The following is a 17,510-nucleotide window of genomic DNA, read 5'->3' as shown; positions in this document are numbered from 1 at the left end:
ACGGACGACACGAGGATCGGACCGTCCGAGCAGCGGACAGCGGCTGACCGCTACTGCGAGGAGGCTTCTCTCATGACCTCTCGAAAGGAGTCGCACCGATGGACATGAAGCTGGAGCTCGTCTCGGTCCCCGTGACGGACATCGACCGTGCACAGGCGTTCTATGTCGACCAGGTCGGGTTCGTGGCCGACCACGACATCCCGGTCGACGAGAACCTGCGGTTCGTGCAGCTCACTCCCCCGGGCTCGGCCTGCTCGATCGTCCTGGACGTGAACATGACGACGATGTCCGCGGGCTCGCAGCAGGGGCTTCAGGTGGTGGTCGCCGACGCCGACGCCGCGTACGAGTACCTGGTGGGCCGCGGGGTCGCCGCCGAGCCGGTGGTCGACTTCCCGTGGGGGCGGTTCACGTTCTTCGCCGACCCCGACGGCAACCGGTGGGCCGTGCAGCAGATCATGCGGGGGTAGGCGTCGTCGCCGCGATCAGCAGCTCCGCCGCCGCGCGGATCTGCTCGATCTGCTCGGGCGTGAGACCCAGGCCCTCGACCATCGCGGCCGGGATCCCGACGGCGGTGACCCGCATCGCGCGGCCGGCGTCGGTCACGACGATGTCGAGCGCGCGCTCGTCGTCCGCGGCCCGCTCGCGCCGGACGAGCCCCATGGCCTCCAGCCGCTTGACCAGCGGCGACGCGGTGGCGGGCTCGAGGTGGAGCAGGGCGGCGAGGTCCTTGAGCGAGAGGCGGCCGTACTGCCACAGGGCGAGCATCGTGAGGTACTGCGGGTGCGTCAGCCCGAGCGGCTCGAGCAGCGGACGGTAGAACGCGACCAGGCTGCGGGCTGCGGCGGACATGGTCAGGCAGACCTGGGCCTCGACGGCGAGTGGATCGTCCATGCGGCCCACCCTAGATCGTGCGCATATAGTTAGGGCACGAACTACCGAGGAGCGCTCGTGCCGAAGAAGCGGCGTCGTGACATGACCGAGTGGTGGCTGACCTACCTGGGCCCCGCGCAGGTGGGCAACATCCGCGGGCCGCGCAAGCAGCTGACCGAGGACGAGGTCGCCCGCGACACCGAGCTGCGGGCCGGGTTCGAGCGCGTGGTCGACGCCACCGGCCGCACGTTCCTGGTGGAGCGCCCGGCTACTGGTAGCTGACCAGGTCCGGCACCGGCTGCACCTGGTACGTCTGCGTTGGGTCCAGCATCGGCACGTCCTCGTCGAAGAAGTTCTTCCACCCCCAGTGCACCGGCGGCGCGTCCGTGCGCAGCGCGTTCCAGGTGCCCGCCTTCGCCGGCTGCGAGCCCTGCCCGTCGACGTGGATCACCAGCGCCAGCTCGTCGCGTGAGGTGTCCAGCCGTGCCCGGTCGGTGATCATCCGGCCCGCGAACTGGTGCAGGACCAGCATCTTCTGCGGCAGCGCGTGCTGGGCGGTGAAGTCCGAGAGCCACGCCACGACCCCGTTCACCTCGTCGATGCCGACGGAGCCGATCTGGCGCAGGTGCACCTGGTCCGGGGCGAGACGCCACTCGGGGTCGAGGGCGAGCCCGACGTAGGGCAGGGCGAGCAGGTCGGCGTACTGCTGGGCCTGCGTGAGGAAGTCGGTCCGACCGGGCTGAAGGTCCAGGACGACCGCCATGCCCGCCGCCCCCGCGGCCTCGACCAGCGGACGCAGCTCCTCGACGGACCGCTCCTGCGAGTAGTTGCCGTCGTCCCCGGGGCCGGCCGAGGCGATGGTCGCGATGATCTCGACCATCGGCACCACGGCGTCGGTGGTGAGCGTGCGGTAGGGAGCCGCGGTGGCGTCGGCGCGAGCGAGTGTCGCAGGCACGTCCTGCTCCCCCAGCACGCCGAGCGCCGCGGACCCGGGGGTGCCGTACAGGGCGACGTACTTCTTGCCCGGCACACCCGGGACCTGCGGGAACACGAGCTGCCCCCCACCGCCGAGCAGTGCACCGGTCCGTGCGGCGGCCAGCCGCTTCGCCAGCAGCTCGGGTGGGCCGAACGCGGCGCCGAACGCGATCGCGTGGTCCGGCGCGGCCGCGGCGATCGCCTGCACGCCCGGCGTCGTGGCGCGCGGGTCTCCGCCGGGGGTGTCGAGCACCGGGATCCCGACGGCACGGAGGGTCGCGAACGCCGCGACGGGGTCCACCCCGACCCCGGTGAGCGCGATCGTGCCGTCCACCGCGGCGGGCGGACGGGTCGGCGGCAGCGACGGGGACGACGTCGGAGAGGGCGTCGGCGACACGGACGCCGTCGACGGGGTCGGGGTCGGCGGTGCTCCCTGCACCACCAGCACGGCCGGCTGAGGAGCCGCGAGCGCCCGCACGGCTGCGGCCTCCTGCCCGGGCGCGACCGGAGTCGGCGCCCCGAACCGGGCGCCGGTCGCCGCGCGCAGCGTGGCCGCGTCCGCTCCGCCCGGGACCGGGACGACGGCGACCGACCGCGGTGGCGCGAACGGCACCGCGCCGACCGCGAGCACCGCCTGGGCGTCGAGCCGCGCGATCTCGGCGAGCAGCGGCGCCGGGTCCACGCCGGCGGTCGTCAGCAGCACCGGGGCACCGAGCGCGACCCCCGCCGACGCGGCGGTCAGCTGCGCCGCGACGTCCTCGGCCGGCGCGACGACCACCACCGGCGCGGTCACGAACACCGCGCGCGACGCCTCGAGGGCGGCGTCCTGCGCGGTGGCGGCCGGGAGCACAGTGGCCGCCGCCGCCGGTGCGCCCGCCTCGGCCGTGGCCGCCGTCGGGGTCGGCGTCGGCGTCGGGGTGCTCGACGCCGTCGGGGTCGGCTCGACCGGGGTGCTGTCGTCCGTGCAGCCCGTCAGCGCCAGCAGGGCGACCACGAGCGCAGCGCGTCGTCGGCCTAGCGGCACGGCTCTACCTCCTGGTCGACGGTCGACGGACAGCATAGGAGTGCCCAGCAACCGGACCGGGGTTCCCTCTCCCGCGGTCGGAGGGCTAGGTTCGGCGTCGACAAGCCCCCGGGGAGCGCAGGAGCGCTGAGAGTGCGGCCGGACACCACGTCCCACCCGCAGACCCGTGGAACCTGATCTGGTTCATGCCAGCGTAGGGAGCAGGGCACTGTCGTCGGCTGCGCGCCGGCGGTCGGCGTCCTCCGGGCCGGTCGCGCTGCGGCGCGCCCTTCCGGCGGACCCGTCGTCACGCGGCGCCGGCGACCTCGTGCGGCTGCCCGGGGGTCCGCCGCGACACCGGAGGACCCGATGAGCACCCTGACCAGCCCCCTCGCCGACCGACGAGCCACCGAGCTCGGCGTCGGTGCCCGCTTCTCCTTGCACCCGCACTGCGACGACTACGTCGAGGTCATCCTCAGCGCGCTCGCCGCCGCTGACACCTCCCGCGTGACGGTCCGTACCGACGACGTCTCGACGTTCGTGCGCGGCAGCGAGGGCGACGTCATCCGCTACGTGCACGAGGTCCTGGCCGCGGCGGGCGAGACGCGGTGGCACGTCGTCGCGCACCTCCTGCTGTCGCGCGGCTGCCCGGGCGAGGTGGCGTGTGAGCTGCCCGACGACGCCCTGCTGGACCGCGTCCCCGTCCCGGTGCTCGCCCCGACGGGCCTGACCGCGAGTGCGCACTGGGCCCTGTACCCGCTGGACGACGCCGGCGGCGACCACCTGGCGCACATCATGGCCGCCATCGGCACGGCCGGGTCGGCGGCCACGACGTCGCCGGAGCACTTCGTCACACGCCTCGACGGAGACCTGTCCGACGTGCTCACCGCGGTCGCGGCGGGCTGGCTGGAGGCGGCGCGCCACGTCCGGCACGTGGTCACGCACGTCACCGTGTCGATGCACTCGCCGTCGGCCGGTGCCCGGTGAACCGCCGCCGGATCTCCCTGTCCGAGCTGGTCCTGCTGGCCGTCCTCGCGGTGGTGTCCGGGTTCGTGTACTGGGCGCTGGTGCAGGCGTGGATCGCGCTCCAGATCGCGATGGGCCCGTTCGGCGACCTCGCCCAGCACGTGCTCATCGGCGGCTGGATGGTGGCCGCACCCCTCGCGCTGTACATCGTGCGGCGGCCGGGCGTCGGCATCGTCGTCGAGCTGGCCGCCGCGCTGGTCGAGGTCGTGTTCCTCGCCTCCCCGGTGGGCCCGATGCTCCTGGTGGTCGGTCTGGTGCAGGGCGCGGGCGCCGAGCTGGCGTTCACGCTGACCCGGTACCGGCGCTACGACTGGGGCGTCTTCGTGGCCTCCGGAGCACTGGCCGGCCTGGCCAGCACCGCGTTGGGCATCGTCCGGTTCGGCTGGCTCACGCAGGACTGGTTCGTGTGGCGGCTGGGCCTGCAGGTGGCCAGCGGGATCCTGCTGTGCGGCGTCGCGGCGAAGCTGATCGGCGACGCCCTCGCCCGCACGGGGGTCCTCGACAACACGCCGCTGGGTCGCGCCCGCCGCCAGGCGACGCCGAACCCGGTGCCCGTCGCGTGATCGAGGTCCGCGGTCTGGGCGTCTCGTTCCCCGGGTCGTCCTCGCCCGTGCTGCGCGACGTGGACCTCGACGTGGCGCCGGGCGAACAGGTGCTGGTGCTCGCCGGGTCCGGCGCGGGCAAGAGCACGTTGCTGCGCGTGCTGGCCGGCATCGTGCCGCAGGTGGTCGACGCCCAGGTCACGGGCCACGTCCTGGTGGCCGGGCTCGACGCGACGACGACCCCGACCGCGGACCTCGCCACGAGGGTGGGCACCCTCACCCAGGACCCGGCCGACCAGCTCTGCCTGCCCACGGTGCTCGACGAGGTGGCGTTCGCGCTCGAGAACCGCGGGGTCGACCCGGCGCTGATCGGTCCGGCCGTAGAGCGCACGCTCGCGGCCGTGGGCGCCGCGCACCTGGCGCACCGGCGCACGGCCGAGCTGTCCGGGGGCGAGGGGCAACGGATCGCGCTCGCGGCGGCGCTGGTGGCGGACCCGCGGGTGCTGCTGCTCGACGAGCCGACCGCCCTGCTCGATCCCGCAGCCGCGCGGGCGGTCGCGGCGGCGGTGCGAGCGGCCGCGGGTGCCGACCGGTCGACGGTCATGGTGGAGCACCGGCTCGACGAGCTCGGACGGCTGCCCGCGCGGGTGCTCGTCCTCGGCCCGGACGGCCGGGTGCGCTCCGACGGCGCGACGCAGGAGGTGCTGCACGACGACTCCCGCACCCTCGCGCAGCTGGGCACGTGGTTGCCGCTGTCCGCCGAGCTGTCCGCGGCGGGCGTGGGCGCCCTCGGGCAGCTCGCGGTCGCCCCTGTCTCCCCGTCGAGGTCGGGACCCCGCGTGCTGCGCGCCCGTGGGCTGACCGTCCGGCGAGGGTCTCGCACCGTCCTCGACGGGGTCGACCTCGATGTGCACGCCGGCCGGGTGACCGCCGTCGTCGGCCTGAACGGGTCGGGGAAGAGCACGTTGCTCCTCGCGCTCGCCGGCCTCCTCCCGGCGGCCGGGACGGTGTCCGGCGGGTCGGTGGGGCTCGTCTTCCAGCACCCGGAGCACCAGTTCCTCGCCCGCACGGTCCGCGACGAGATCACGTGGGGACCGCGGCGCGCGCGAGCGACGGACGTCAACGACCGCGTGGCCGGTGCGCTGGACGCCTACCGCCTGACCGGGCTGGAGGACCGCGACCCCTTCCGACTGTCGGGCGGTCAGCAGCGCCGGCTCTCCCTCGCGGCGATGGCGGTGTGCGGGCACGACGTGCTCCTCGCCGACGAGCCGACCTTCGGCCAGGACCGGCGCACGTCCGCGGCCAGCGCGGACTCGCTGCGTCGGCTCGCGGACGAGGGCCGCGGGGTCGTGCTCGTCACGCACGACCTGCGACTGGTGGGCGAGGTCGCCGACGACGTGCTGGTGCTGCGCGGCGGGCAGGTCCTCGCGCACGGACCGGTGGATGCGGTCCTCACCGACGACGGGCTGCTCGCCCGGGCCGGGCTGCCCCTTCCCCCGGTGCTCGCTGCCTGGCGGACCACCGACCACCGCCTGCGCGACGTGCTGCGCGCCCTGCACGCCGCCGCCGACCGGGCGACGTCGGTGCCGGCGTGAACCGCCTCGGGCGGGCTCTGCCCCACGACTCGCTCCTGCACCGCCGCAACCCCACGGTCAAGCTCGCCGTGTTCTTCGTCGTGTCGGTCCTCCTGCTGGTGCCGGTCGACCCGTGGACGCCGCTGGCCTTGCTCGTCGTCGCGGTGCCCGCCGTCCTCGCGGCGGGCCGGATCCCGTGGCAGACGCTCGGTGCCGCGGCCCTGCTCTTCGGCCCCTTCGCGTGCTCGTTGCTCGCCGTGAACGCCGTCACGCGCGACGGTCCGGTCGTCGCCGAGGTGCTCGGGCTCGAGGTGACCGGCACGGGCGTCGCCATCGGCGCGGCGCTCGCGCTGCGCACCGTGCTGGTCGGCATCCTCGCCGTCGCGTTCAGCCTGACCACCGACGGCGCCCGCCTCATGACGAGCCTGCACCAGCACGCCCGGCTCGGGGCGCGCCCCACGTTCGCCGTGCTCGCGGGCTACCGCGTGCTGGAGGACCTCCCGGAGCGGTGGATGACGATCCGCCAGGCGCAGTCCGTGCGCGATCCGCGGCGCCGTGCGGGCACCCTGCCCCGCGACCCCGGATCGCTCACCCGGGCGGCGTTCACCCTGCTGGTCGTCGCGCTCCGGCAGGGCGAGCGGATGGCGATCGCGATGGAGACCCGCGGCCTCGGCTCGGGCCCGCGGACCGTGCACCGGCCCGTCGCGCTGGACCGGCGTGACGCCGTGTTCGCCGCCGTCGTGCTGGGCGTCTGCGCGCTCGTGGTGCTGGCGTCGTGGCACGTCGGGGTGCTGCGGACCTGGGACACGGTCTGAATCACCGCGTGCGGCCCTCCGGCTGTGCCAACCTCGACGCATGGAGACCGCGGGCGAGGTCGTGCAGGCGTACGTCGCGGTGCAGCTGGAGCGCCTGCTCGCTGCCGCGCCCGCCGTCCGGGCCGGCGAGGACGACGCCGTGCACGACGCCCGGGTGGTCACCCGCCGGCTGCGCGCGGTGCTCTCGGTCTACCGTCCGGCCCTGGACCGCACGGTCACCGACCCCCTGCGGGACGAGCTCGCCGAGCTCGGGCGGGCGCTCGGGGCGGCCCGGGACCCCCACGTCGAGCGGCACGCCCTGCTGCGCAGGCTGGCGCACGAGGACCCCGACCTGGTCGTCGGACCCATCGAGCACCGGATCGACGAGGACCGGTCCGCCGCCCGCCTCCTCGCGCAGGACGAGGTCGACGCCTGGCTCGCGTCGGCCCGGTTCGGCGCGCTCGTCGCGACGCTCTCCACCGACCTTCCCGGGGGCCCTCAGGCTGATCGCGACGCCGCGACGTTCCTGCCGCGCCGCGCACGCCGGGCGTGGAGGCGACTCGACCGGGCCGTGGAGCTGGCTGCGCAGGCACCCTCCGGGGTGGACCGTGACGAGGCACTGCACGAGGTCCGCAAGGCGGCGCGGCGCGCGCGGTACGCCAGCGAGGTCGCGGTGCCGGTCGTCGGGCCTGCCGCGCGGCGCAGCGCCAGGCGAGCGCACCGGGTGCAGGAGGTCCTCGGGACCCAGCACGACGCAGTGGTGCGCCAGGAGACGCTGCGCCGGCTCGCGCACCAGGCGGAGCTCGACGGCGAGAGCACGTTCACGCACGGACGCCTGCACGCGCTCGAGCACGCGGCCGCACAGGAGGCGGAGCGGGCGGCGATGACGCCCGTGCGCAAGGCAGTCCGACGCGGTCACCGCCGGTGGACGCGCTAGTCGGAGGGGTGCTCACCCGGGCGGTGGTTGTGCCCGAGGCTCTGCAGGAACCGCGGGCCGACGCTCGCCAGCTCGGCCTCGTACGCGGCCGCCCACGTGCCGTAGGGCGCACCCGCGAGCGCGTCGTTGGAGAACCGCGGGTCGGACGTCAGCTCGGTCACGCAGAAGTCGGGGATCGTCAGGTCCGTGACCGGCCCGCCGCGCTCCACCTCGGCGACCACGAGCGGCGCGTTCCCGCCCGCGAACGTGTCGACCACCCAGCCGTCGTCGCCGAGCCAGACCGAGTGCCGCGTCTTGGCCACCCTGGCACCGCCGCGGCGCACCAGCTCGAGGCCCACGGAGACGTCGAGCTCGCGCTCGGCCTCGTAGCGGGTCCCCTCGTTCATGGGCCCCTTGACGGTGATCGCGCAGAAGTCCATCTGGTCCGCGTACCGCTCCAGGATCGTGAGCTCGTCGAGCCCCGGTTCGAGCGCCAGCCCGTCCACCGTGGCCTGCACCCGGACGCGGATGGCGAAGCCGGCGTCGGCCAGGACGTAGCTCTGCACGATGAGGGCGGGTGCGGCGTCGAGCAGGTCCGCGGGCACGTCACGCGCCCAGAACCGACGCTCGAACTCGAAGTCGCCGTACCCGGTGTCGCTCACCCTCCGAGGGTATCTGCCGAGGTCACCGGCGGCGTGCACATCGCTACTCGGTGCTGACCGCGTCGAGGACCGGCAGTCGCGCCGCGCGGACCGCGGGCCACAGCGCGGCGACCACCCCGACGACGACTGCGAGCGCGAGCATGAGGCCGATGCTGGCCCACGGGATCGCCAGCGTCCGCAGCCCCACGTCGGCGAAGACGGTGGGCAGGGTGGCGGCGAGCGCGACCCCCATCACCAGCCCCACCGCCGTGCCGAACACCGCGGTGAGGACCGACTCCAGCGTGATCGTCGTGCCCAGCTGCAGGCGGCCCAGCCCGACCGCGCGGAGCAGCCCGATCTCCCGGGTCCGCTCGATGACCGACAGGGCGAGCGTGTTGACGATGCCGAGCACGGCGATGACGACCGACAGGCCCAGCAGCGCGTAGAGGATCACGAGCACGCGGTCCACCTGCGCGGCCAGGTCGGAGACGAACTCGTCGCTGTCCATCACCGACACCACGACGTACGGCCGGACGGCCGCGGTGAGCTCCCCCCGCAGGGCCGCGACGTCGGCACCGTCGGCCGCCGTGACGAACACGGTGGTCAGCCGCTGCTCGTCGGGAGCGAAGAGGGAGTCGAGCACCGTCTGCGACACGACGAACGGCACGCCGAACGCGGGCGAGTCGATGACCGCGCCGATGGTGAGGGTGTCCGCCCCCGACGAGCCGACGAGCGTGAGCTCCTGCCCGAGCGACCAGTCCTCGTCGTCCATCGTCGTCCGCTGCACGGCGACCTCTCCCGCTGCCAGCGCTCCGGGGAACTCCCCCTCGACCACCTCGGTCCGGATGCTGCGACCGACGGCCGTGGGGTCGATGCCGGTGACGGCGAACGTGGAGTCGCCGACCAGGACGCCGGCCGTGGCGAACGTGTCCGCCGCCCGGACGCCCGGCAGCGCACGCACGTCGGCCACCGCCTGCTCGGGCACCGTGCCCTGGGCGGCGCCGCGCAGGATGTAGTCGGTGGTGGCCTCGTGCGTGACGATCGCGCTGGTCGACGCCTGCGTGGTCGCCGCGATCACCGCCGCGGCCCCGACCAGGGCCATCCCGACCATGAGCGCACCGGCGGTGTTCGCGGTGCGGCGCGGGTTCCGGGTGACGTTGCCCCGCGCCAGCGGACCGACCGGCCGCCACCCGGCGACGGGCAGGGAGGCCACCCGAAGGAACCCGCGCGCCAGCACCGGGGACGCCGTCAGCACGCCGAGCACCACGGCGCCCGCCCCGCAGCCCAGCACGGCTCCCGCGTGGTCGGCCGTGGGGTCGAGGAGCGCGAGCGCGACGGCGCCGATGCCCGCCACCACGAGCGTCACGCCGAGCACCGCACGGCGGACGAGCGAGCGCTCCGGCAGAGCGACCTCGTCGCGCAGCGCCTCCACCGGCGGGACCAGCGCGGCGCGACGGGCCGGCACGGCCGCGGCCACCACGCTCACCAGCGTGCCGACCAGCACCGAGACCACCAGGGTGAACCCGTCCAGCGGCACCCGACCGGTCAGCTGCATCCCGAACGTGCCGAGCACCGCACGGAGGAGCACGACGAGACCGAGCCCGCCGGCCACGCCCAGCACCGCGCCGACCACCCCGACGATCGCGGCCTGCAGCACGATCGAGGAGAACACCTGCAGCGGTGACGCCCCCACCGCGCGCAGCAGGGCGAGCTCGCGGGTCCGCTGCCGCACCCACATGGAGAACGTGTTGGCGATGATGAAGCCGCCGACGAACAGCGAGATCCCGGCGAACACCAGCAGGAACGTGGTGATGAACCCGAGGATCGTGAGGATGTTCTCGGTCGCCTCCGCGCGCACCTCGTCCCCGGTCACCGCCTCCGCCGGAACCGCCGACGCCGCGGCCACGGGAGCGAGCCGGTCCACCAGCTGCTGCTCGGTGAGCCCGTCCTCCGCCAGCACCGAGATGGTGGCGACCGTCCCGTCCGGCGCGAACGCGGCCGCCGCCGTGCCGGCGTCGAGGAAGACGACCGTCGCGCCGGCCAGCGCCGACCCGAGCCCCATCTCACCGACCACCGTGACGGGCCGGACCTCGCCGCCCAGCACCACCCGTGTCCCGTCGCCGATCGCGAGCCCGGACGCGCGCAGCGTCGCCGACTCCACCCCGATCTCGTCGGCACCCTCCGGCGCCCTCCCGGCGACGACGTCCACGGCCCGGTCCCGAGGGTCGTACGCGAACCCGAAGCTCGGCGCCTGGGTGCTCTGCACCGCGGTGCCGTCGGCTCCGACCAGGACGAGCGGCCCCTGCAGGTCCGGGAGCACCGCGGCGACGCCGTCGACCGCCTCGAGCTCGTCGACCAGCGTCAGGGGCACCGGGTTGCGCACCTCGGGGCTGATCCGGTCCGGTCCACCGGTACCTCCGGCCGGCTCGGCACCCTGCACGTAGGCGTCGCCGAGGGTGGTCGTCGCGACGATGTCGGTGAACGTGGACCCGAGCATGGTCCGCAGCGCGAACGTCCCCGCCACGAAGGCGACGCCCAGCGCGACCGCGAGCACCGAGAGGCAGAACCGCACGAGGTGCGCCCGCACCCCACGCAGGGCGACGCGGACCATCAGGGGGCGCCGACGCGCAGGGCCGCCAGGGCGGCGAGCACGGACTCGGCGGTCGGGTCCCGCAGCTCCCCCACCACCCGGCCGTCGGCGAGGAACAGCACCCGGTGGGCGTACCCGGCGGACGTCGGGTCGTGCGTCACCATCACCACGGACTGCCCGAGGTCGTCCACGCTGCCGCGCAGGAAGCCGAGCACCTCGGCCGCGGACGTGCTGTCGAGGTTGCCGGTCGGCTCGTCGGCGAACACCACCGCCGGACGGGCGACGAGGGCCCGCGCGCACGCGACCCGCTGCTGCTGGCCGCCCGAGAGCTCCGTCGGCTTGTGGCCGAGCCGGTCCGTGAGCCCGAGCGTCTGCACGACCAGGTCGAGGTGAGCGCGGTCGACGGGCCTTCGCGCGATGTCGAGCGGCAGCGTGATGTTCTCCAGCGCGGTGAGCGTCGGCACCAGGTTGTAGGCCTGGAACACGAAGCCGACGCGGGTGCGGCGCAGCGCCGTGAGCCTCCGCTCGGACATGCTGCTCACGGTCTGGCCGTCCACCACCACGGTGCCCGACGTCGGCCGGTCCAGCCCGGCCAGGCAGTGCATGAGCGTCGACTTGCCCGACCCCGACGGCCCCATGATCGCCGTGAGCTCCCCGCGGACCAGGTCCACGTCCACCCCGTCGAGCGCCCGCACGGCGGTCGGCCCCGCCCCGTAGACCTTGACCAGGTCGTGCGCGGAGGCGATCACACCGGCGGTCGCAGTCTCGGTCATCGGGGTGCGTTCCTCCTGGTGCGGGGGCTGTTGGGTCCGATCGTCCCTTGTGACGCTCGACACCGCGAGCCCCCGCGAGACATGTCGTGTGAGAGGGTGGGGACACCAAGGGCTGCGCGAACCTGCGCGCCCCGCGTCGTGGAGGTCCCCCGGAGCACTCGCTCTGGTTGCTCTGGCGGCGGACCCCGACCAAGCCCCGAGAGGCTCTATCTATGACTTCGTTCGCCGCACTTGGCGTGCCCTCTGCCCTGTCCACCGCACTGACGGCGCAGGGCATCACCGCCCCCTTCCCCATCCAGACCGCCACGCTGCCCGACTCGCTGGCCGGCCGGGACGTCCTCGGCCGCGGCCGCACGGGCTCCGGCAAGACGCTCGCGTTCGCCCTCCCGCTCGTCGTGCGGCTCGCCGCCACCGCGGGCAAGGGCAAGGCCGCCCGCCGCCCGCGCGCCCTCGTGCTGGCCCCGACGCGCGAGCTTGCCTCGCAGATCGACGCCACCATCGCCCCGCTGGCCAAGGTGATGGGTCTGAACACGACCGTCATCTTCGGCGGCGTGTCTCAGGGCAAGCAGACGTCCGCGCTCAACGGCGGGGTCGACATCGTCGTTGCCTGCCCGGGCCGCCTCGAGGACCTGCTCAACCAGAAGGCCCTCACGCTCGACGACGTGCAGATCACCGTCCTCGACGAGGCGGACCACATGGCCGACCTCGGCTTCCTGCCGGGCGTCAAGCGCATCATGGACAAGACGCCGAAGACCGGCCAGCGCCTGCTGTTCTCGGCCACCCTGGACAAGGGCGTCGACCAGCTGGTCAAGCGCTACCTGACCTCCCCCGTCGAGCACTCCGTCGACAGCGCCGAGTCGCCCGTCGCCGCCATGACCCACCACCTGTTCGAGGTCCGCGACGCCGACGCCAAGAAGCAGGTCGTCCACCACCTCGCCTCCGGCACCGGCCGCCGCCTGCTGTTCATGCGCACCAAGCACCAGGCAAAGAAGCTGGCCAAGCAGCTGACCATGGACGGCATCCCAGCCGTGGACCTGCACGGCAACCTGGCGCAGGGCGCCCGCGAGCGGAACCTCGAGGCGTTCGCGTCCGGTGCCGTCCGGGTCCTGGTGGCCACCGACATCGCCGCGCGCGGCATCCACGTCGACGACATCGAGCTCGTCGTGCACGTGGACCCGCCGGCCGAGCACAAGGCGTACCTGCACCGCTCCGGCCGCACCGCGCGTGCCGGCTCGGGCGGCGACGTCGTCACGATCGTCCTGCCCGAGCAGCGCGGCGACGTCCGCGCGCTGACCCGTGCCGCCAAGATCACGGCGACGCCCAAGCCCGTCTTCCCCGGTGACGCGACGCTCACGCGCCTCGTCGGAGAGGTCGCCGCGCACGTGAAGTACGTCGCTCCGCCTGTCACCGCCAGCACCGGAGGCGGCGGTGGCGGGGGTCGTGGCCGCGGCCGAGGCCGCGTCGGGGCCCCGGCAGCCGCGGCCTCGGCCGGCGCGTCGGGTCAGCGTCGCCGCCGCGGTGGCAGCGGCCGCGGCACCAGCGGGGGTTCCGGTTCCGCCTCCGGTGGCCCGCGCGTCGTCTACTCGCGCGGCTGACGCGTCCGACGAACGCACAGATCAGAGGCCGGTCCGCATCGCGGACCGGCCTCTGGCGCGTCCACCGGGCGGGGCCGCATGATGAGCCGGAGCGTCTCCGACCCCGGGAGTGACCATGTCGAACCGCACGGCCGTCTGATGGCGATCATCTCCCGCGGGTTCCGCGGCAAGCGCGAGACCGACCCCCGCATCCCGCCCGGCCAGTACCTCGAGCGTGGCTTCCCCGTCCTGTCGGCCGGCCCGACCCCGCGCGCCGACCTGTCCACCTGGACGTTCGCCATCACGTCCGGCGGGGCGACCCGCGCCAGCTGGACCTGGTCGGAGCTCACGCACCTGCCGCACGACGACATCGTCAAGGACATCCACTGCGTCACCAAGTGGACCAAGCTCGACTCCGCGTGGCGTGGCATCTCGCTGGACACGCTGCTGGACGGGGTCGAGCTCGCGCCCGAGGAGCAGTACGCGATGGCGCACTGCGACGGCGGGTACACCACCAACGTGCCGCTGGCGGACCTGCGCGGGGGCAAGGCGTGGATCGCGTACCAGTACGACGGCGCGCCGCTGGCCCCGGAGCACGGCGGTCCCGCCCGGCTGCTCATCCCGCACCTGTACTTCTGGAAGTCCGCGAAGTGGGTGCGCAGCCTCGACCTCCTGACCGAGGACAGCTGGGGGTTCTGGGAGCGGCTCGGGTACCACGCCTACGGAGACCCCTGGAAGGAGCAGCGGTACTGGGGAGACTGAGCGTGAGCACTCCCTCCTCCGACACCGAGCTGTACGCACTGCCCTGGATGGTCGGGACGCTCGTCGCCCGCACCGCCGAGACCCCGACCGCCATGACCCTCGAGCTGGACGTCCCCGGCTGGCGGGGCGCCCTGGCCGGCCAGCACGTCGACATCCGGCTGACCGCGGAGGACGGCTACTCCACGCAGCGCTCCTACTCGCTGGCCTCCCCCGGCACCATGGGGCTGCCCGGCGTGCCCCCTGATCCGGCCGGCCACGACAGCCGGATCGCGCTCACGGTGCAGGTCGTCGACGACGGCGAGGTGTCCCCGTACCTCACGGAGGACCTCCAGGTGGGCGACCAGGTGGAGCTCCGCGGTCCCGTGGGCCACTGGTTCGTGTGGCAGCCGACCGACCCGCACCCCGTGCAGCTGATCGCGGGCGGATCGGGCCTGGTGCCGCTCATGTCGATGCTCCGGACCCGCCGGCTGGCCCGGAGCGTGGCGCCGTTCCGCCTGGTCGTGTCGGTCCGGACGCCGCAGGACGCGATCTACGCCGACGAGCTTGAGTCCCTCGGCTCCGACGTCGCCCTCACCCGCGTGTGGACGCGCCGCGGACCCGACGGGTGGGCCGGCCGCGTCGGACGGATCGACCCGGCACTGCTGGAGGCCGCGTGCTTCCCGCCCGACGAGCGCGCGCACGTGTTCATCTGCGGGCCGACGCCGTTCGTCGAGACGGTCGCCGACACGCTGGTCGACCTCGGGCACGACCCGGAGCGGATCCGGACCGAGCGCTTCGGACCGACCGGCCCGTAGGACGGTGCTGGTCAGCCGGTGTTCTGCAGGCCGGCCGCGACGCCGTTGACGGTGAGCAGCAGGAGGCGGCGCAGGTCGTCGGCCTGCTCGGGGGCGTCGCCCGTGCGCAGGCCGCGCAGCGCGCGGAGCTGGAGCAGGGACAGCGCGTCCACGTACGGGCTGCGCAGCTGGACGGCACGGCCGAGGATCCGGCGGCGGGACAGGATCGCCTCGCTGTCGGTGATGGCGAGCACCCAGCGGCGCGTCAGGGCCATCTCGTCCAGCACCTGCTGGGCCAGGTCGTCCCGGTCGCCGAGGGCGAGGTACCGCTCCGCGATGCGCTCGTCGGTCTTGGCCAGGGACATCTCGACGTTGTCGATCATGGTGGCGAACAGCGGCCACTGCGCGTACGCGGTGCGCAGCTCGTCGAGGTCGCCGACCGTCTCCAGCGCGGTGCCCAGGCCGTACCAGCCGGCCAGGTTGATGCGGGCCTGCGACCAGGAGAACACCCACGGGATCGCCCGAAGGTCGTCGAGCGACTCCACCGACAGGCCTCGCCGAGCCGGGCGCGAGCCGATCGGCAGCATGCCGACCTCCTCGAGCGGCGTGACCTCGGCGAACCACTGCGGGAAGCCCGGCGCCTTGACCAGCTCGTGGAACCGGACGCGGGACGTCTCGTCGAGCTGCGCGGCGAGGGGCGCGAACCGCTCGGTCGCGGCCGCGTTGTGGCGCTCGACCGAGGGCGCGCCGGCCAGGAGCGTCGCCGCGGCCACCTGCTCGATGTGCCGCGCCGCGATCACCGGGTCGCCGTAGCGGGCGAAGATGACCTCACCCTGCTCGGTGAGCTTGAACCGGCCGTCGACCGACCCCGGGGGCTGCGCGAGGAGAGCGCGGTTGGCGGGACCGCCACCACGCCCGAGCGCGCCGCCGCGGCCGTGGAACAGGGTCAGCACGATCTCGTTGCGTCGCGCCCACTCGGTGATCCTGCGCTGCGCGGTGTCCAGCGTGAGGGTGGCGGAGACCGGGCCGACGTCCTTGGACGAGTCCGAGTAGCCGAGCATGACCTCGACGCGTCGCCCGTTCTCCGCGAGCCGCCGCTGCACCTGCGGCAGCTGGAGGGCGCCGTCGAGGATGTCGACGCTGGCCTCGAGGTCCGCGAACGTCTCGAACAGCGGCACCGCGTCGATGACCGGCGCGTCCATGCCCGCGAACGTCAGCTCCGCCAGCTCGTACACGGCGGCCAGGTGCTCGGCGGACTGCGTGAACGAGACGATGTAGCGGCGGGCGGCCAGCACGCCGTAGCGCCGCTGCACGGCCCCGATGGCGCGGAACGTGTCGACGACCTCGACCGTGCGGGGCTCGAGGGTGCCGTCGATGCCGTGCGCGCGCAGGTCGGCCAGCGCACCCTCGTGCACCTGCGAGTGCTGCCGGACCTCGAGCTCGGCCAGGTGGAACCCGAAGGTCTGCACCTGCCAGATCAGCCGCTGGAGGTCGCCGTAGGCCGCGCGGTTGGCGCCGGCCTCGGCCAGCGAGCGCTGCACCACGGCGAGGTCGGCCTCGAGCTCCGTCGCGTCCCCGTAGGCGAGGTCGGCGTTCCGGGTCCGGGTGGCCGCGATGCGCTCCGCGAGGAAGTAGACCACCCGACGGTGCGGCTCGTTCGGGGCGTCGCCGGCGATCCGTGCCGCCAGGGTCGCGGACAGCCCGCGCTGCTTCTGCCACAGCGCTCCGAGCTCGTGCGAGGCGGGTGTCCCCGAGCCGTCGAGGGTGAGTCCATGGGCCGACTTGCGGGCGGAGGCCTCCAGCTCGAGCAGCGCGTGCTCGGACGCCATCGCTGCGGCGTCCTCGGTGATCTGCGCGGTGACGTTCGGGTTGCCGTCCCGGTCCCCGCCGATCCACGTGCCGAGCCGGGCGAACGGGCGCACGGCGGGAGCCGTCGTCCCCGCGGCGTCGGCCAGCAGCCAGTCGTCGAGGCGTCGGTAGACGGCCGGCAGCACGTCGGCGAGGGTCGCCTCGAACACGTTGATGACGGAGCGGACCTCGTCGAGCACCGACGGCTTGGCCTGCCGCAGCGGGGCCGTGCGCCAGAGCGTGTCGATCTCGCTCAGCAGCCGGCGGTCGTTCTCCGCGAGCGACATCCCGCCGATGTACCGCAGGTCCCGCTCGGCGACGAGCTCTGCGATGCGGCGGATCGCGCTGGAGACCGCGCGGCGGCGGGCCTCGGTCGGGTGGGCGGTGAACACCGGCCGAAACTCGAGCTCGGCGAGCCGCTGGCGTGCCACGTCCTCCCCGACCTCGTCGGCCAGCTGCGCCACGGCGGCCGGCAGCGAGTCGTCGGGCGCCAGGTGGTGCGGCTGGAGGCTGGCCTCGCGCTCCCGCAGGACGCGTACGCGGTGGTACTCCTCCGCGGTATTGGCCAGGTGGAAGTAGCAGGTGAACGCCCGGGCGACCTGCTCGGCGCGCGCGAGGGAGAACCCGGCGACGAGCTCCTCGGCCTGCGCCAGCGCCTCGGCGTCCGGACCGTTGTGGGCGCGGATGGCGAGCTCGCGCAGCGCCTCGACGTCGGCCAGCAGGTCCTCGCCGCCCGCCTCGCGCAGCACCCGGCCGAGGAACTCGCCCAGCACGCGGACGTCGTTGCGCATCGGCTCGGGGATCTCGTGGCTCGCGGGGCTCTGGGCAGAGCTCTGGACGGCGTCGCTC

16 protein-coding genes and 1 riboswitch are annotated in these 17,510 nt (G+C 74.3%); of the genes, 10 read left to right on the top strand and 6 right to left on the bottom strand.

Translation table 11 applies throughout. The features are described from left to right. The first annotated feature begins 98 nt into the window (after positions 1 to 98). The gene (locus ASD18_RS10140; protein WP_056090144.1) at positions 99 to 467 is read left to right on the top strand and encodes a VOC family protein; all 369 of its coding nucleotides are present in this window, start codon (positions 99 to 101) and stop codon (positions 465 to 467) included. Here ASD18_RS10140 and ASD18_RS10135 read toward each other — a convergent pair. After that, entirely contained in the window at positions 454 to 891 is a 438-nt protein-coding gene (locus ASD18_RS10135; protein ID WP_056090141.1) for a MarR family winged helix-turn-helix transcriptional regulator, read from the bottom strand. The genes ASD18_RS10140 and ASD18_RS10135 overlap by 14 nt on opposite strands. A gap of 57 nt (positions 892 to 948) precedes the next feature. Here ASD18_RS10135 and ASD18_RS10130 point away from each other — a divergent pair, with 57 nt between their 5' ends. Further along, positions 949 to 1,152, top strand: coding sequence for a hypothetical protein (locus ASD18_RS10130; protein WP_235522318.1), 204 nt, complete (start codon positions 949 to 951; stop codon positions 1,150 to 1,152). Here ASD18_RS10130 and ASD18_RS10125 read toward each other — a convergent pair. Beyond that, on the bottom strand, positions 1,139 to 2,869 hold the full coding sequence (locus ASD18_RS10125) for a hypothetical protein (RefSeq protein WP_235522317.1): 1,731 nt from the start codon (positions 2,867 to 2,869) through the stop codon (positions 1,139 to 1,141). The genes ASD18_RS10130 and ASD18_RS10125 overlap by 14 nt on opposite strands. A 99-nt stretch (positions 2,870 to 2,968) precedes the next feature. Beyond that, a riboswitch (TPP riboswitch) is annotated at positions 2,969 to 3,086 on the top strand. 131 nt (positions 3,087 to 3,217) lie between these two features. Between ASD18_RS10125 and ASD18_RS10120 the strand changes: the two genes are divergently transcribed. From ASD18_RS10120 to ASD18_RS10100, 5 genes are read left to right on the top strand one after another with little or no spacing between them, the layout of a single operon-like run. Further along, a complete protein-coding gene (locus ASD18_RS10120; protein WP_056090131.1) occupies positions 3,218 to 3,835 on the top strand; it encodes a YkoF family thiamine/hydroxymethylpyrimidine-binding protein in 618 nt (205 codons plus the stop codon). Further along, positions 3,832 to 4,437, top strand: a complete 606-nt coding sequence (locus ASD18_RS10115; RefSeq protein ID WP_056090128.1) for an ECF transporter S component — start codon at positions 3,832 to 3,834, stop codon at positions 4,435 to 4,437. Before ASD18_RS10120 ends, ASD18_RS10115 begins: the two co-directional genes overlap by 4 nt. Next, positions 4,434 to 6,011: an ABC transporter ATP-binding protein gene (locus ASD18_RS10110; RefSeq protein ID WP_056090123.1), complete on the top strand. Its 1,578-nt coding sequence runs from the start codon at positions 4,434 to 4,436 to the stop codon at positions 6,009 to 6,011. The genes ASD18_RS10115 and ASD18_RS10110 overlap by 4 nt, the downstream gene beginning before the upstream one ends. Beyond that, positions 6,008 to 6,805, top strand: a complete 798-nt coding sequence (locus ASD18_RS10105) for an energy-coupling factor transporter transmembrane protein EcfT (RefSeq protein WP_056090120.1) — start codon at positions 6,008 to 6,010, stop codon at positions 6,803 to 6,805. Before ASD18_RS10110 ends, ASD18_RS10105 begins: the two co-directional genes overlap by 4 nt. 40 nt (positions 6,806 to 6,845) lie before the next feature. Next, the gene (locus ASD18_RS10100) at positions 6,846 to 7,721 is read left to right on the top strand and encodes a CHAD domain-containing protein (RefSeq protein ID WP_056090117.1); all 876 of its coding nucleotides are present in this window, start codon (positions 6,846 to 6,848) and stop codon (positions 7,719 to 7,721) included. On the opposite strand, the gene ASD18_RS10095 is transcribed toward ASD18_RS10100, so the two are convergent. Genes ASD18_RS10095 through ASD18_RS10085 form a run of 3 tightly spaced genes read right to left on the bottom strand, consistent with a single transcriptional unit; the run spans position 7,718 to position 11,704 of the window. Further along, positions 7,718 to 8,362, bottom strand: a complete 645-nt coding sequence (locus ASD18_RS10095) for a hypothetical protein (protein WP_056090113.1) — start codon at positions 8,360 to 8,362, stop codon at positions 7,718 to 7,720. The two genes, ASD18_RS10100 and ASD18_RS10095, sit on opposite strands and share 4 nt — an antisense overlap. Before the next feature lie 43 nt (positions 8,363 to 8,405). Next, positions 8,406 to 10,952 (bottom strand): ABC transporter permease, encoded by a 2,547-nt coding sequence (locus ASD18_RS10090; RefSeq protein WP_056090110.1) that lies wholly within the window; start codon positions 10,950 to 10,952, stop codon positions 8,406 to 8,408. Continuing rightward, positions 10,952 to 11,704: an ABC transporter ATP-binding protein gene (locus ASD18_RS10085; protein WP_056090107.1), complete on the bottom strand. Its 753-nt coding sequence runs from the start codon at positions 11,702 to 11,704 to the stop codon at positions 10,952 to 10,954. Before ASD18_RS10085 ends, ASD18_RS10090 begins: the two co-directional genes overlap by 1 nt. Positions 11,705 to 11,916: 212 nt before the next feature. Here ASD18_RS10085 and ASD18_RS10080 point away from each other — a divergent pair, with 212 nt between their 5' ends. The 3 genes from ASD18_RS10080 (at position 11,917) to ASD18_RS10070 (ending at position 14,834) form a co-directional block, all read left to right on the top strand. Next, positions 11,917 to 13,299 carry a DEAD/DEAH box helicase gene (locus ASD18_RS10080; protein ID WP_056090104.1) on the top strand — a complete coding sequence of 461 codons (1,383 nt, stop codon included), beginning with the start codon at positions 11,917 to 11,919 and terminating at the stop codon, positions 13,297 to 13,299. Between the two features lie 138 nt (positions 13,300 to 13,437). Then, entirely contained in the window at positions 13,438 to 14,040 is a 603-nt protein-coding gene (locus tag ASD18_RS10075; protein WP_056090101.1) for a sulfite oxidase-like oxidoreductase, read from the top strand. A gap of 47 nt (positions 14,041 to 14,087) precedes the next feature. Continuing rightward, the gene (locus ASD18_RS10070; protein ID WP_056091996.1) at positions 14,088 to 14,834 is read left to right on the top strand and encodes a ferredoxin reductase; all 747 of its coding nucleotides are present in this window, start codon (positions 14,088 to 14,090) and stop codon (positions 14,832 to 14,834) included. Positions 14,835 to 14,845: 11 nt separating this feature from the next. Here the strand turns inward: ASD18_RS10070 and ASD18_RS10065 are convergent, their stop codons facing one another. After that, a complete protein-coding gene (locus ASD18_RS10065) occupies positions 14,846 to 17,452 on the bottom strand; it encodes a phosphoenolpyruvate carboxylase (protein WP_082573735.1) in 2,607 nt (868 codons plus the stop codon). Positions 17,453 to 17,510 lie beyond the last annotated feature (58 nt).

The sequence above is a fragment of the Cellulomonas sp. Root137 genome (genome assembly GCF_001426725.1).
Classification (GTDB): domain Bacteria; phylum Actinomycetota; class Actinomycetes; order Actinomycetales; family Cellulomonadaceae; genus Cellulomonas.
The sequence above is the reverse complement of the archived record's forward strand: the minus strand, read 5'-3'. Positions and strand labels throughout refer to the sequence as shown.